The sequence below is a fragment of the Bordetella sp. genome, from assembly GCF_051960075.1.
In the GTDB taxonomy this organism is placed as follows: domain Bacteria; phylum Pseudomonadota; class Gammaproteobacteria; order Burkholderiales; family Burkholderiaceae_B; genus Bordetella.
Window position 1 is genome coordinate 15,705 of the sequence record NZ_JBQCER010000048.1, and the last position, 13,180, is coordinate 28,884.

Genomic DNA, 13,180 nt, shown 5'->3' on the forward strand with positions numbered 1-13,180 from the left:
GCCGCTCGTTTTCGTTTCAGGCCTTCAGCAGCCTGGCAACCATCGGCAAGTAGTGCGACAGAGGCGGCGTGACGGCCTCGGGGTCTTTGGCGAGATCGTCATAGCGGCGCAGGCGCACCGCGGCCTCGGCGTACGGCTGCATGATGAAAACTTCGGCTGCAGCCGGATCGTAAGGGCCGCCCTGCAGCACCAGGGTGTCTTTCGACGCCTGCGATAGCGTGTCGTGATAAGCCGCGTCCACAGCGCACAGATAGCGTTTGGCCGCCACGTGCAGCCGGATGGGCTCGATGACGCCGGGCTCCATGACGGGCGCCAGCGCCGCGGCGGCAACTTCCTGATGCCTCATGTCTTCCGTCTGGCTCGAGGCCTCCAGCAGATGGCCCAGATCGTGCAGCAGTGCGGCGACGATCAGTTCGGGCTCTTCGCCGGCCTGTTCGGCCAGGTGAGCGCATTGCAGCGCGTGCTGGGTCTGGGTGACGGCTTCCGCGCCGTAGAAGGCCGTGCCATAGCCGTCGAAAAGCGCCTTGATCTGTTCCAGAGTGAGGGTCTGGCCCTGCGTTTCGATGACATCGTTCATGGTGTGCTCCGATCCGATTGCGCAAGCCCAGTATGCGAGGCACAGATGACCGGGCCGTGAACGCGCGAGGCGCAAGGCCTGCTGTCATCGAACCGACATGCCGGTGTCACCGAGCCTACATATAACGTAGATAAAGTGCCGCCCTGCAGTTCATTGCGCGTCGGTATATGTCACGACGCCGGTGGGCGCTTTGCCGGAGGTGTGCGTGGAAAGCAAGTTCGATGTCGTGGTCGTCGGGGCGGGTATCGTCGGTCTGTCGGCGGCCCTGGCCGCGGTGAACAAGGGCAAGCGCGTCGCCGTGCTCGACCGCGGCGCCAAGGCCATCGGCGCCTCGATCCGCAACTTCGGCTTCGTCACGGTCACCGGGCAGCAGGCCGGCGCCCATTGGGAGCGCGCGATGCGCAGCCGCGACGTCTGGCTGCAGGTGGCCGAGCAGGCCGGAATCGACGTGATCCATCGCGGCCTGCTGCTTCCCGCCCGCCGCCCCGAAGCCGCGGCGGTGCTGCATGCCTTCCACGCCACGCCCATGGGGCAGGGCTGCCGCATGGTCACTCGCGAAGAAGCCGCGCGCATGGCGCCGTCGTTGCGCATGAACGATGTGCGCGACATTCTCTACAGCCCCCACGAGATCCGCGTCGAATCTGTCCAGGCGATTCCCCGAATCGCCGCGTGGCTGGCCGAGCGGCACGATGTTTCGTTCCATTGGAACACGGCGGTCCACGCGATCGACGGCCACCGCGTCGAAACCAGCCGCGGCGTCGTGCACGCCGAGACCGTCGTGATATGCCCCGGCGACGATCTTTCTACGTTGTTTCCCGAGCGGATCGCGCAATACGGACTGCGGATATGCACGCTGCAGATGCTGCGGCTCGCGGCCAACAGCGAGCAGGCGCGGCTGGGCGCGGCGGTGATGTCCGACATGAGCCTGGCGCGCTACGAAGGCTTCGACGCACTACCCGAAGCGCGCACCCTGGCGCGCAGGTTGGACGAAGAAGAGCGCGAGAGCCGCGAGGCGGGCATCCATCTGATCGTCGTGCAGTCGGCTGACGGCTCGCTCGTCGTGGGCGACAGCCATGTTTACGGCGCGAGCCAGGAACCGTTCGCGCGCACCCGCTTCGACGAACTGATCCTCGACGAATTCGACCGGGTTTTCGATCTGCCGCGTCGCGAAGTCGTGCAACGCTGGGTCGGTTCCTATGTGTCGGCCGGCGACCGTACGGTGCTGATCGACAAGGCGGCCGATCACATCCGTCTTGTCATGGTGACGGGCGGCACGGGCGCTTCGACGGGCTTCGCGCTGGGCGAGCAGGCCGTCGCCGACCTGTATTCGTGAAAGCCGAGCAAAAGAAATGGAAAAGATGAATGTGGAAAAGCTGAAGGCGGTCGTCTTCGATTGGGCCGGAACCGTCGTGGATTTCGGCTCTTTCGCGCCCATGGGCGTGTTCGTCGAGGCCTTCAGGCAATTCGGCGTCGATGTGACGATCGCCGAGGCCCGTGAACCGATGGGTCGCCCCAAGTGGGACCATATCGACGCCATGCTGAGGATCCCGCGCGTGCGCCAGGCCTGGACGGCGCGGCACGGCAGGGAGCCGGGCCCGGACGACGTCGACGCGATCTATCGCGTGTTCGTCCCCATGAACGAAGAGGTCGTGCACCGCTATGCCGATCTGGTGCCCGGCGCGCGCGAAGCCGCGCAGGCGCTGCGCGCGCGCGGCCTGAAGATCGGCTCGACCACGGGCTATACGCGCTCGATCATGGCGCGCGTATTGCCGCTGGCCAAAGCGCAAGGCTACGAGGCCGACAACCTCGTTTGCGCCGGCGATCTGCCCGAAGGCCGGCCGACGCCGATGAATATGTACAAGTGCTTCCTCGACCTGGGCGTGTGGCCGGCCCATACGGTGGTCAAGGTCGACGACACCGGCGTGGGCATAGACGAGGGCGTGCGCGCCGGCTGCTGGACGATAGGCGTGGCGCTCAGCGGCAACGAAGCCGGCCTGACCGCGGACGAAGTCCGCCAGGCCGATCCCGCCGCGCTCGACGCCGTGCGCCGTCGGGCGACCGAGGCGCTCGAGGCGCACGGCGCGCACTACGTGATCGATACGGTGGCGGACCTGATGCCCGTCATCGACGATATTGAACGCAAATTGGCGCAGGGTCTGCGTCCTTGATAACCCCCAAGAGGTATTACATGAAGAATGATCACATGCACGGCAAGATCAAGGTGTTGGCGGCGGGCGTGGTCTGCGCGCTCGCGTCCATGGCGGCGGTGCCGGCCTGGGCAGACGCAGGCGTGGTCACGGTCTATTCGGCCGACGGCCTGCACGACGGCAAGGGCAGCTGGTACGAAACCGAGTTCGCCGAGTTCACCAAAGAAACCGGCATCAAGGTCCAATACGTCGAAGGCGGTTCGGGCGGCGTGGTCGAACGCCTGACCAAGGAAAAATCGAATCCGCAAGCCGACGTTCTGGTGACCTTGCCGCCCTTCATCCAGCGCGCGCAGGCACAGGGCCTGCTGCAGAAGTTCCGCCCCGCGGCCGCGGCCCATATCGCAGGCGGCACCGACAGCTACCAGCCCCTGGTCAACAACTACACCAACTTCATCTATAACGCTTCCGAGCTCAAGCAGCCGCCCAAGTCCTTCGCCGATCTGCTCGATCCCAAGTTCAAGGGCAAGATCCAGTACTCGACCCCCGGCCAGGCCGGTGACGGCACCGCCGTCATGCTGCTGGTCAACCACGCGTTCGGCGGCAAGAACGCGGGCTTCGAGTTCATGAAGAAGCTGCAGGACAACAACGTCGGCCCGTCGGCGTCCACCGGCAAACTGACCGCCCTGGTCAATAAGTCGGAACTGTTGGTGGCCAACGGCGACCTGCAGATGAACATGGTGCAGATGAAGGACAACCCGAACATCCGCGTGTTCTGGCCCGCAGGCCCGAACGGCGTGCGCACGGCGTTGTCGCTGCCGTACTACGTCGGTCTGGTGAGCGGCGCGCCCGATTCGAACAACGGCAAGAAGCTGATCGAATTCCTGCTGTCGCAGAAGGCCCAGTCCACCGTTTCGTCGGTTGCCTACGGCCTGCCGGTGCGCAAGGACGTTACCCCGACCGACGCCAACTACAAGAGCTTTCACGAGGCGATGCATGGCGTGAAAATCTGGACGCCTGACTGGAATGCGGTGTTGAAGGATCTGCCCGCCGACGTCTCGCGCTGGCGCCAAGTGACGGGGAGCTGATGTGACGACGCCCACGCTCTCTACCTTCGCATCTTCCCAGGAGGGCGTGCCGGAGCCTTGGACGCTGTCCGGCGGCGCCGACGCCGCCCGGCCGGCCATCGCGGCGGCCTCTCATCCAGGCGCGAGGGCGTCGCGCGACACGATCGGCGGTTCGTCCGTTTCGTTCGAGCAGGTGAGCGTGGCTTATCGCGGCAATGTGGTGCTCAAGCCGCTCGACCTGAAGGTCGAGGCCGGCGAGTTCCTCGCGCTGATCGGTCCGTCCAGATCCGGCAAGACGACCGCGTTGCGGGCCGTCGCCGGATTCGTGCGGCCGGCCGGCGGCCGCATTCGCATCGGTGACGTCGATGTCACCGATCTTCCTCCCTACGAGCGCGGCCTGGGTATGGCCGTGCAGAACTACGCCTTGTTCCCGCACATGCGCGTGGAGCAGAACGTGGCTTTCGGATTGAAAGCGCAACGCGTCGAGAAGTCGCTCATCGCCGAGCGGGTGAAGGAGGCGTTGCATATCGTCGGCATGACGCAATATGCCGGCCGTTACCCGCGCGAACTCTCGGGCGGACAGCAGCAGCGTGTCGCCATCGCCCGCGCGCTGGCGGTGCGTCCGCGCGTGCTGCTGCTGGACGAACCGCTCTCGGCGCTCGACGCCCAGATCCGCCGCAGCATGGTGGAAGAGCTGGCGCGCCTGCACCGCGAACTGCCGCACCTGACCGTGCTGTACGTGACGCACGACCAGAGCGAGGCGCTGACGCTGGCCGACCGAATCGCGATCATGCGCGACGGCGAGTTGAGCGCGCATGGCCACACCCTGCAGCTCTATCGACATCCGCCTAACCGCTTCGCCGCCGAGTTTCTCGGCCGCGCGAACCTGCTGCCGGCCGTGGTCGAAGCGCCGGCCGATGCGACGGGGGTCGCCAGAGTACGGGTCGGTTCGTTCTCGGTCCATGCCAGCGGCGGCGAGGTCGCGCCGGGCGCGCGGCGCCTGCTTTGCGTGCGTCCGCAGAACCTGTCGCTGCAGCGCGGCCGTGCCGACCTCAACACCTTGACCGGCATCCTGCGTTCGGTGCATTGGCAAGGAGAGCTGACGCATCTTGCGCTGGACGTCGAGGACACGCCCGTGCGCGTGGTACTGACGCGGCCCGATGCGCTGCCGCAGACAGGCAGCCGCATGGACATCCACTTTTCCGCAGACGACGCGAGCCTGATTCCGGACGAGGCGCATGTCTGATACCGCGGCTCTGCGCCTTCATGCGATTCCCCGCACCCGCAACGCCGGGTGGGCCGTCGTACCGATCGTGGTCATCGCCGGGTTGTTTTTCTATCCGCTGGCGCTGATCGTGCGGCAGGCTTTCTGCGACGATGCGGGCGCGGCGACGATCCGACCTTTCATCGACGTGCTGCATGCCCGCTACTTCGGGCACGCGCTGCTGAACACGATCGAGATCGCCGCGTCGGCGACCGCCGGATGTCTGCTGCTCGGCCTGGTGCTGGCTTTGATTCTGACGTTCGTGCCTTTTCCGGGAAGCGTGTTCGTCGGACGACTGGTCGACACTTTCATCGCCTTGCCGACTTTTCTCGTCACGCTGGCCTTTACCTTCATCTACGGATCGGCGGGCATCCTCAATAGCCTGCTGCAGCTGCATTTCGGTTTCGCCCAGCCGCCCGTGCAGTTTCTGTATTCGATGTGGGGCGTCATCCTCGCCGAGATCACGGTTTATCTGCCTTTTGTACTGCGGCCTTTGCTCGCCAGCCTTTCGCTGATGGATCCGAGCCAGATCGAGGTGGCGAGCACGTTGGGCGCGCGCCCCTGGCGGGTCATACGCCAGGTCATCCTGCCCGCCGCCTTTCCGGCGCTGATCGCCGGGGGCAGCCTGTGCCTGCTCCTGACGATCAACGAATTCGGCGTCGTGCTGTTCATCGGCGCCAAGGGCGTGACGACGCTGCCGCTCCTGATCTACAGCAAGGCCATTCAGGAGTCGGACTATCAAGCCGCCTGCATCATCGCCGTGATCAACATCGTGCTGTCGCTCGGTCTGTTCGGTCTGTATCGCGCCGCCGCACGCCGGCTGGGAGCGTGAGCCATGCTGATCTGGTCCCGCTCGGGGCGCGTCGCCGTCTGGATCGCCGCCGCCGCCATACTGGGCGTCCTGTTTTTTGCGCCGCTCGCCGTCATCGCCATGGCGAGCTTTTCGAGCCAATGGAACGGCGCCTTGCCGACAGGTCCCACACTGGCGCATTACCGCGACGTCTTCACCGGCGAAAACGGCAGCGCGATCAAGGCGAGCCTGGCGACCGGGCTTTTTGCCAGCCTGGCGGCGCTCGTCATGGGCACCTGGGCCGCGCTGGCGCTGCGCTTGCAGGGCGAGCAATGGCAAAAGCGCCTGGGCTGGCTGTTCTTCGTTCCCAGCGCGGTGCCTTCGGTGTCGGTCGGCCTGGGTCTGCTGGTGGCGTTCAGCCAGCGGCCTTTGCTTCTGAACGGCACGATCGCCATCGTGATGATCGCGCACTTCGTGCTGATATCGGCCTTCACGTACGGCAACGTTTCGGCAGGCCTGTCGCGTCTGCCGCCCGATTTCGAACAGGTGGCGTCCAGTCTGGGCGCGCGTCCCGCCTACCGCCTGCGTCATGTGACGCTGCCGATGATCGCGCCGTATCTGCTCGCCGCGTTCGGCTTGAGCTTTGCCATGTCCATGGGCGAACTCGGCGCGACCGTCATGGTCTATCCGCCCGGCTGGGTGACGCTGCCGGTCACGATCTTCGGTCTGACGGACCGCGGCGCGGTGTTCTCCGGCGCCGCGCTGACGATCGTGCTGATCGTCACGACTTTGCTGCTGTTGCTGGCCCTGGAGCGCATTGCGTCCAGGACCATGCCTGCCGCGCGATAGCGCGACGGCGCGGCTTACCGGCTGAAATCCGGCTCGCTGCGCATCAGGCGCCGGCGCACGCTGTCCAGGTGGGCGCGTGCGCTGGCCGGATCTTCGGCCGTCATCTGCGCGGCGGTCCGGGCGGCGATGTCCGGTGCGATGGGCTTGATCTTGCGATCCATGGAGGCGGCCAGACGCTGCACGTGGGCGGCGCGCTCCAGGTAGTACAGATCGTCCCAGGCGCGTTCGATGGATGCGCCCAGGACCATCACGCCGTGGTTCTTCATGAAGACGACGTCGTCCTGATCGCCCAGGGTGGCTGCGATGCGGTCGCCTTCGGATTCGTCCAGCGCCAGGCCGTTGTAGTGCTCGTCCACCGCCACGCGGCCCCAGAACTTCAGCGCGGTCTGTCCGGCCCACAGCAGCGGAGCGCCCTCGATCAGGCACAGGGCCGTGGCGTTGGGCATGTGCGTGTGAAACACCGCACGGGCGCGCGGATGGCGCCTGTGCACGCGCGCATGAATGTAGAAGGCCGTGGCTTCCGGTTTGCCGGCGCCCTGCAGCACATGGCCGTGCAGGTCGCACACCAGCAGATTGCCGGCCGTGATTTCGTCGAAGGCCAGCCCGTAGGCGTTGACGAGAAAGAACTCGTCGCTGCCGGGCAGCATGGCCGAGAAGTGGTTGCAGATGCCTTCGCCCATGCCCAGGCGCGCGGCCATGCGAAAGCACGCGGCCAGGTCGATCCGGGCCTCGCGCACGGCGTGCGCGTCCAGGGCGGCCAGCCGATCTGCGGCCAAGTCGTTCAGGCCGGGTTCCGTGTTCATCGTGTGGGCCATGATGCCTTCCCTTCCGTTGCGTCGTTGCGCGGCGCGATGCCGACCGATGCGGCCTAGTTTAGCGGCGCCGTCGGGCCAGGGTCTTTGGGTGTCGACAGGCCCTAGCGCGTCGAGCGCGGCAGCAGGCGCGCGGCGAGGTAGCAATGGTCGGCCGAAAACAGCCGCCGATAGGTCAGCAGCACCGCGCCGAGCGTGCCCAGCGAGGAGCCGGCGGCGATCAGGAACATGATGACGATCTGATAGCGCACGGCCTGCAAGGGCGATTGACCCGCCAGCACCTGGCCCGTCATCATGCCCGGCAGGCTCATGATGCCGACCACCGTCATCTGGTTGAGCGTGGGCAGCATGCCTGCGCGCACGGCCTGGCGCGCAGGCTCGCGCGCGGCCTCCCATCGGGTGGCGCCCAGGGCCAGCGCCGATTCCACGCGGTCGCGCCGCGCGGTCAGCTCGTGCGTCATGCGTTCCACGCCCAGCGCCGCGCCGGTGAGCGTGTTGCCCAGGATCATGCCCAGAATGGGAATGGCGTACTGCGGCGTGTACCAGGGATGAATGCGGATCACCGCCAGCAGGCCCACGGCAGCCACCAGCCACGAGCCCATCCAGATCGACACGATGCTGTCCAGAGTCTGGCCGGCATAACGCCAGGGGCCGCGCTGCGAGCCGGATATGCCGGCGATCAGCGTCATGGCTGCCATGAGCGCCAGCACCGCATACCAGCGGTCGTAGGCGAACACCCAGCCCAGCACGTAGCCCACGGCCAGCAGCTGCAGCACCGTGCGCAGCGCCGCCCAGAGCAGTCGGCGCTCCAGATCCAGGCGCAGCAGCATCGACACGGCGCCGTTGATCAGCACCAGCAACGCGGCAATGGCCAGATCCGCCAGGCTCAGGTCTTGCAGAGCTGGGCTCATGGTGCGCACTCCGCGGTCAGCCGGCCGCCGGACTGCATGGCGATATGGCGCGTGCCCACGCGCCGGGCCTGCGCCGGGTCATGGGAGATCCAGAGCGTGGCGCGCCCGGCGGGGTCGTCTTCAAGCCAGCGGGAGATAAGCGCCTCGACGGCCAGGGCGGAGTCCGGATCGAGCGATGCGGTGGGTTCGTCCAGCAGCAGCACTTGCGGGTTCAGCTGCAGCGTGCGGGCCAACGCGACGATCTGCGCCTCGCCGCCCGACAGGTCGCCGGCCTGGCGATCCAGCAGCGCCTGGGCGTCGCGGCCCGCCGCGGCGAGCAGGCCGAGCGCCTTGTCAGGGTCGTATTGCATGCCGCGGTAAACGTGCAGGCCGAACGGGTAGCGCAGATTCTCCTGCACCGTGCCGTCGAGCAGGGCAGGGCGCTGTCGCAGATACGCGATGTGACGGCGGTAGGCGGGCACCTTGCTGCGCGAGACCGGCCGGCCCTGCCAGTGGACGGCGCCGCCGTCCAGCGGATCGAGCAGGGCCAGCGCGCGCATGAACACGCTTTTGCCCGAACCCGACGGGCCTGTGAGCGTGACGCGCTCGCCCTGACGCAGCGAGAAGTCGGCGGGGTGCAGCAGAAACTGTCCGTTGCGGGGATCGCGGCGGGCGATCGCGCGGGTTTCGATCAACAGCGTATCGGCCATATGACGATTCGTGCAAACAATGACGCGATTGTCGCCGATCCGAGCCGGGAAAGCGCCGGCGCCCGCGGAATATCTCGCCGTTATTTCCCTGGTGGCCGGAATCACCGGTCTCCTGCGCGCCGTGCAGTCCATGCGACCAGCCAATCGACGAGATCGTCGGGCGGCATGGGCCGGCCGATGCCAAACCCTTGCATCGTCACGCAGCCCAGCTCGATCAGCTTCTGGCCATGCGCCTCGGACTCCACGCCTTCGGCGACGACGTCCAGATCGAAAGCGTGGGCAAGCTTGATGGTGCCGTCAACGAGCGCCAGATCGTCGGAATCGACCAGCATGTCCCGCACGAAGGACTGATCTATCTTCAAGGTGTCGAGCGGCAGCTCCCGCAGATACGACAGCGACGAATAGCCGGTGCCGAAGTCGTCGAGCGCGACGCGCACGCCCATCTGCCTGCATTGGGTGAGGATATGCACCGTCTTGTCGATGTCGCTGATCGCCGACGTTTCGAGCACTTCCAATTCGATCAGCGCCGCCGGCACCGGCGGTTCTCTGCGTAGCAATCCGAACAGGCTGTCGTAGAAATCCGTCTTTTGAAGGAGCGCTGCGCTGACGTTGATGCTGACCGCCAACGACCTGCCTTCGCACAGCCATGTGCGGCATTGTTCGATTGCCGTTTTCAGCACCCAATAGTCGAGCGCGAACTCGAGCTGGTGTCCGGCGATCCTGGGCAGGAACTGGCCCGGCAGCAGCAAGCCCAGGTCGGGATGCCGCCATCTGACCAGCGCCTCGACGCCCTTGATCTGTCCCGTCGCGAGATCGACCTTGGGTTGATAGTGCAGCACGAGTTCGTTGCCCGAGATGGCCTCCTGCAGGCGCACCAACTCCCGGTTGCGCCGCTGCAGCTTGCGCTCGCCTTCCGGATCGAAGATGACGTATCCGCCTTTTCCCGCCTCTTTTGCAGCGTACATGGCCTGGTCGGCATGTCGGATCAGCGCGTCGGCATCGGCGTTATCGTAGGGAAACAGCGTGACTCCGATGCTGGCGGACGCCTTGATGACGTAGCCGCCCTCGATCGCCGCGCCTTGGTAGAGATTGCGCAGTATCCGGTCCAGAATCGATCGGCACTCTTCGATGGATTCGAGCTGGTTCAGGATGACGATGAATTCGTCCCCGCCCGGTCGGGCCAGCGTATCGGCGCTGCGTATGCTGGATTTGATGATTCCCGCGACGCGGGACAGCAGACTGTCGCCCGCTGCATAGCCGTATTCGTCGTTGATCGATTTGAACCGATCCAGATCGATGAAGCACACGCCCACCAGGCGGCCGCTTGCGCCGGCCTGCGCCAAGGCGTCTTCGAGCCGCTCGGAAAGCTGCCGCCTGCTCGATGCGGGACCGCGGCTGGTGCGCGCGATCGACGGAAGATCCTCGCCGGCGAGCCGGTGGTCTGAGATGTCGGTGAGTATGCCGATCAGCCGCAGGGGCTTTCCTTCTTTGTCGCGGCTCACCACCTTGCCGCGCAGCCGCAGCCGTCTGCATGGGTCGTCGGCATGCCTGACCCGGAAGTCGACGTCGATACCGCTGGATCGGGATGCGAGATGGTCTTGGACGGCGCCGACGAATCTGTCCTGGTCCTGCGGAAAAAGCCGGTCGCGAAAAGGCAGCGGACCGCCGTCGGACTCGGGCCGCATGCCCAGCACTTCGTAAAAGCGGGCGGAATAAAAAACCTTGCCTGTGACGAGGTTCCAGTCTGTGATGCCGTCGCTGATCGAATCGATGAACCATCCAAGGCTATCGAGCGCGAGTCCCGATTCTTTTTCTTTTGTTATGTCCTCGACCGATCCGGACAGCTGGCACACGCGACCGTCGGAATTCGCATGCGGCCGGATGTGTATGCGGATCCATTTGCAGGCGCCGTCGGGTTGGCAAAGCGTGAGCTGGCAGGTGTTGGGCGACCCGGTCTCTATCGCCGCTTTGGCCGCGCAGGTCAGCTGCTCCCAGGACGTATCGTCGAATTGTTGCCGGATCTGCTGGCGATCCGGGGCGCTGGCCGATTCCGCCAGATTGAGAATTTTGCGCGCTTTCTTCGAACAGGTTCCGGTTTTGCTGGGAATGTGCCAGCGCCACCGGCCGATGAGAGGGCGCACGGATACGGTTTCGATACGGTTGCCGGCTGCGGTGCATAGGGAAAACATAGATGAGGCATCAATAGATGTGACTGAATTTCCGGCATGCCGGGGCGGACATGCCATTTGCGGCCCATCGCCCGCAGAGCTTCGCCGGCCGTCCGGCGGCGCGGCCGGACATTTCGAGTTTCTCTGACTGTACGGAATATCCCGCCTGTGTAGATCGTGGCAAATTTCAACTAAAATAGGCATAAGACAACCTTTTAGTACGTATATCACAAACTTTTTGGTCGTGCATAGACTTAAAGGTGTGTTACTTACTATGAGTTGATGCTCAACCATTTCCTATGAGTGAAACAGGAGATGGCACCCATGGAGAAAGACAAGGCAATTCTCAAGAAGATGGGGCAGACCATCGCAAAAAAGCGTAGGGCTGCGGACTACACACAGGAGCAGGTGGCCGAAAAGCTCGGCATTGGCGCCGAGGCGTTCTCACGGATCGAACGCGGATTGAACGGCCCCGGAATTCCGAAGCTGTACGCGATGGCGGAGCTGTTCGGGTGCGGCATCGAGGCTTTTTTCGTCGAGAGCAGCAGGCGCCCCACGGACCAGGCCATGCGCATCGAGCGGATGCTGCAGGGGCTCAGCCCCGTCGATCGATCCTTCATCGTCGGCGTCGTCGATCATTTGTCAAAAAAGTTGAAGAAGGCAATGTCACCCAAGCCACTGAAGAAAGCCGAGTCGTCGGACGAGGGGTGGACGTCGAGATGACGAGAGCGGTTGCCGAACCCGCCGGCAGCCGGGTTGACCCTTAGGGCCCGGGTGCCGCCTGTCGGCACGCATGGGCCATTTCGAATCAAGACAGGGCGAGAATCTCGCGCGCCAGCAGCTCCAGCGTGCGCGGCGCGCTGCCCTCCGCCTTGTTGTTGGCCGTGATCCATACCGGCTGCCCCGCGTCCCTTGCGGCGCGGCTGGCCCGAGCCAGCGCGCTTCGCGTGGCGGGATCGGGAATCACGATCTTGTCGAAGGGAAAAAAGCGCGCTTTGGCGTCGTCATAGCGTTTGCCCGCGAGCAGGCTCCAGCGCACCACCAAGGGCCCCGGCCCGGTTGCCGCCACGGCCTGCATCTGGCGCTCGGCCGACGGCATGCGCGCATGGATCGCCACGCAATACCGCACACCGCGTTCGGCCAGCATACGCATCATGCGCGGCGTGACCACGTCGGGGTCGCGAAACTCCACGGCGTAGAAAGGCTGCTCGTGCGCTTGCGCGAGGGGCAGGGACGGCAGCGCGGCCAGGAAAGCCGACAGGCGCTCCACGAAAGCCGCCGTATCGGCCAGGATTTCCAGCGGCAGCGGCGAAAACTGGAACACCAGCGGCCCCGCCTTGGCGCCCAGGCCCGCCACGCACGGTTCGACGAAGTGCGGGGCTGCTTCGGCCGCGTCGAGAAAATTGGGATTCGGGCCTGTCGGCGCGCCGCGCTCGCCGCGCCGCACGGCGTCGGTGAAAAGATTCGGGCACTTGACCACGAAGCGAAAGCCATCGGGAACCTGGCTCGCATGGCGCGCGTATTGCGCTTGCGAGAGCGGCGCGTAAAAGGTGCGGTCCAGGCTCACGCTGCGCAGCAGCGGGTGCGCGCTGTAAGCGGGCAACCCCTCGCGCGACAACCGGGATTCGCTGACTTCTGCGCCGTAGACCAGGCCGTTCCAGCCGGCGAAAGACCAGGAGGAGGTGCCGAGGTAGACATCCTTGGACAAGGCCGCGCCCAATTCCCGCAGCGGCTCGGGGTGCTCGGCGGCGGGAACGGCCTTACCGCCCGCGCGCTGTGCATGTGGCTTGGGAGAGGGCGCAGCGGGTTCGTCGTCGAAGAAGGAAGCCTGGGTCACTTGTCCTGGACAACAAAAAGCCTTAGAGCTTTACGTCTCTAAGGCTTTTAGGCTCAATCGGGGTGGATTGAT

The 13,180-nt window shown here is 65.4% G+C and carries 13 protein-coding genes; 7 read left to right on the forward strand and 6 right to left on the reverse strand.

Features of this window, described 5'->3' with window-relative positions; translation table 11 throughout:
• Window positions 1-16: 16 nt before the first annotated feature.
• Window positions 17-577, reverse strand: a complete 561-nt coding sequence (locus ACTHJ1_RS06185; RefSeq protein ID WP_440189270.1) for a phosphonate degradation HD-domain oxygenase — start codon at window positions 575-577, stop codon at window positions 17-19.
• 205 nt (window positions 578-782) lie between these two features.
• Here ACTHJ1_RS06185 and ACTHJ1_RS06190 point away from each other — a divergent pair, with 205 nt between their 5' ends.
• The 6 genes from ACTHJ1_RS06190 to ACTHJ1_RS06215 are packed head-to-tail and all read left to right on the forward strand — an operon-like array spanning window position 783 to window position 6,691.
• Window positions 783-1,910 carry a TIGR03364 family FAD-dependent oxidoreductase gene (locus ACTHJ1_RS06190; protein ID WP_440189273.1) on the forward strand — a complete coding sequence of 376 codons (1,128 nt, stop codon included), beginning with the start codon at window positions 783-785 and terminating at the stop codon, window positions 1,908-1,910.
• A 31-nt stretch (window positions 1,911-1,941) separates the two neighbouring features.
• Window positions 1,942-2,745, forward strand: coding sequence for a phosphonoacetaldehyde hydrolase (gene phnX / locus ACTHJ1_RS06195; protein ID WP_440189465.1), 804 nt, complete (start codon window positions 1,942-1,944; stop codon window positions 2,743-2,745).
• 20 nt (window positions 2,746-2,765) lie between these two features.
• Window positions 2,766-3,809, forward strand: coding sequence for a 2-aminoethylphosphonate ABC transporter substrate-binding protein (locus ACTHJ1_RS06200; RefSeq protein WP_440189276.1), 1,044 nt, complete (start codon window positions 2,766-2,768; stop codon window positions 3,807-3,809).
• Between the two features lies 1 nt (window position 3,810).
• Window positions 3,811-5,034, forward strand: a complete 1,224-nt coding sequence (locus tag ACTHJ1_RS06205) for an ABC transporter ATP-binding protein (protein WP_440189279.1) — start codon at window positions 3,811-3,813, stop codon at window positions 5,032-5,034.
• The gene (locus ACTHJ1_RS06210) at window positions 5,027-5,884 is read left to right on the forward strand and encodes a 2-aminoethylphosphonate ABC transporter permease subunit (RefSeq protein ID WP_440189282.1); all 858 of its coding nucleotides are present in this window, start codon (window positions 5,027-5,029) and stop codon (window positions 5,882-5,884) included. The genes ACTHJ1_RS06205 and ACTHJ1_RS06210 overlap by 8 nt, the downstream gene beginning before the upstream one ends.
• 3 nt (window positions 5,885-5,887) lie before the next feature.
• Complete coding sequence (locus ACTHJ1_RS06215) at window positions 5,888-6,691, forward strand: ABC transporter permease subunit (RefSeq protein WP_440189285.1); 804 nt, start codon at window positions 5,888-5,890, stop codon at window positions 6,689-6,691.
• 14 nt (window positions 6,692-6,705) lie between these two features.
• Here the strand turns inward: ACTHJ1_RS06215 and ACTHJ1_RS06220 are convergent, their stop codons facing one another.
• The 4 genes from ACTHJ1_RS06220 to ACTHJ1_RS06235 all read right to left on the reverse strand — a co-directional run bounded on the left by ACTHJ1_RS06220 (window position 6,706) and on the right by ACTHJ1_RS06235 (window position 11,244).
• On the reverse strand, window positions 6,706-7,506 hold the full coding sequence (locus ACTHJ1_RS06220) for an aldolase (RefSeq protein ID WP_440189288.1): 801 nt from the start codon (window positions 7,504-7,506) through the stop codon (window positions 6,706-6,708).
• Between the two features lie 101 nt (window positions 7,507-7,607).
• Entirely contained in the window at window positions 7,608-8,414 is an 807-nt protein-coding gene (locus ACTHJ1_RS06225) for an ABC transporter permease (protein WP_440189291.1), read from the reverse strand.
• Complete coding sequence (locus ACTHJ1_RS06230) at window positions 8,411-9,103, reverse strand: ABC transporter ATP-binding protein (protein ID WP_440189294.1); 693 nt, start codon at window positions 9,101-9,103, stop codon at window positions 8,411-8,413. The genes ACTHJ1_RS06225 and ACTHJ1_RS06230 overlap by 4 nt, the downstream gene beginning before the upstream one ends.
• A gap of 101 nt (window positions 9,104-9,204) precedes the next feature.
• On the reverse strand, window positions 9,205-11,244 hold the full coding sequence (locus ACTHJ1_RS06235) for a sensor domain-containing protein (protein ID WP_440189297.1): 2,040 nt from the start codon (window positions 11,242-11,244) through the stop codon (window positions 9,205-9,207).
• Window positions 11,245-11,595: 351 nt separating this feature from the next.
• Here ACTHJ1_RS06235 and ACTHJ1_RS06240 point away from each other — a divergent pair, with 351 nt between their 5' ends.
• Window positions 11,596-11,994 (forward strand): helix-turn-helix domain-containing protein, encoded by a 399-nt coding sequence (locus tag ACTHJ1_RS06240; RefSeq protein WP_440189300.1) that lies wholly within the window; start codon window positions 11,596-11,598, stop codon window positions 11,992-11,994.
• 85 nt (window positions 11,995-12,079) lie between these two features.
• Here ACTHJ1_RS06240 and ACTHJ1_RS06245 read toward each other — a convergent pair whose 3' ends face one another.
• Window positions 12,080-13,108, reverse strand: coding sequence for a DUF72 domain-containing protein (locus ACTHJ1_RS06245; protein ID WP_440189303.1), 1,029 nt, complete (start codon window positions 13,106-13,108; stop codon window positions 12,080-12,082).
• Window positions 13,109-13,180: the final 72 nt, after the last annotated feature.

Excerpts from the sequence above, each read along its gene's own strand:
- ACTHJ1_RS06185 (WP_440189270.1), bottom strand. The coding sequence starts at position 577 with ATGAACGATGTCATCGAAACGCAGGGCCAGACCCTCACTCTGGAACAG.
- ACTHJ1_RS06200 (WP_440189276.1), top strand. The coding sequence starts at position 2,766 with ATGAAGAATGATCACATGCACGGCAAGATCAAGGTGTTGGCGGCGGGC.
- ACTHJ1_RS06210 (WP_440189282.1), top strand. The coding sequence starts at position 5,027 with ATGTCTGATACCGCGGCTCTGCGCCTTCATGCGATTCCCCGCACCCGC.
- ACTHJ1_RS06215 (WP_440189285.1), top strand. The coding sequence starts at position 5,888 with ATGCTGATCTGGTCCCGCTCGGGGCGCGTCGCCGTCTGGATCGCCGCC.
- ACTHJ1_RS06220 (WP_440189288.1), bottom strand. The coding sequence starts at position 7,506 with ATGGCCCACACGATGAACACGGAACCCGGCCTGAACGACTTGGCCGCA.
- ACTHJ1_RS06225 (WP_440189291.1), bottom strand. The coding sequence starts at position 8,414 with ATGAGCCCAGCTCTGCAAGACCTGAGCCTGGCGGATCTGGCCATTGCC.
- ACTHJ1_RS06230 (WP_440189294.1), bottom strand. The coding sequence starts at position 9,103 with ATGGCCGATACGCTGTTGATCGAAACCCGCGCGATCGCCCGCCGCGAT.
- ACTHJ1_RS06240 (WP_440189300.1), top strand. The coding sequence starts at position 11,596 with ATGGAGAAAGACAAGGCAATTCTCAAGAAGATGGGGCAGACCATCGCA.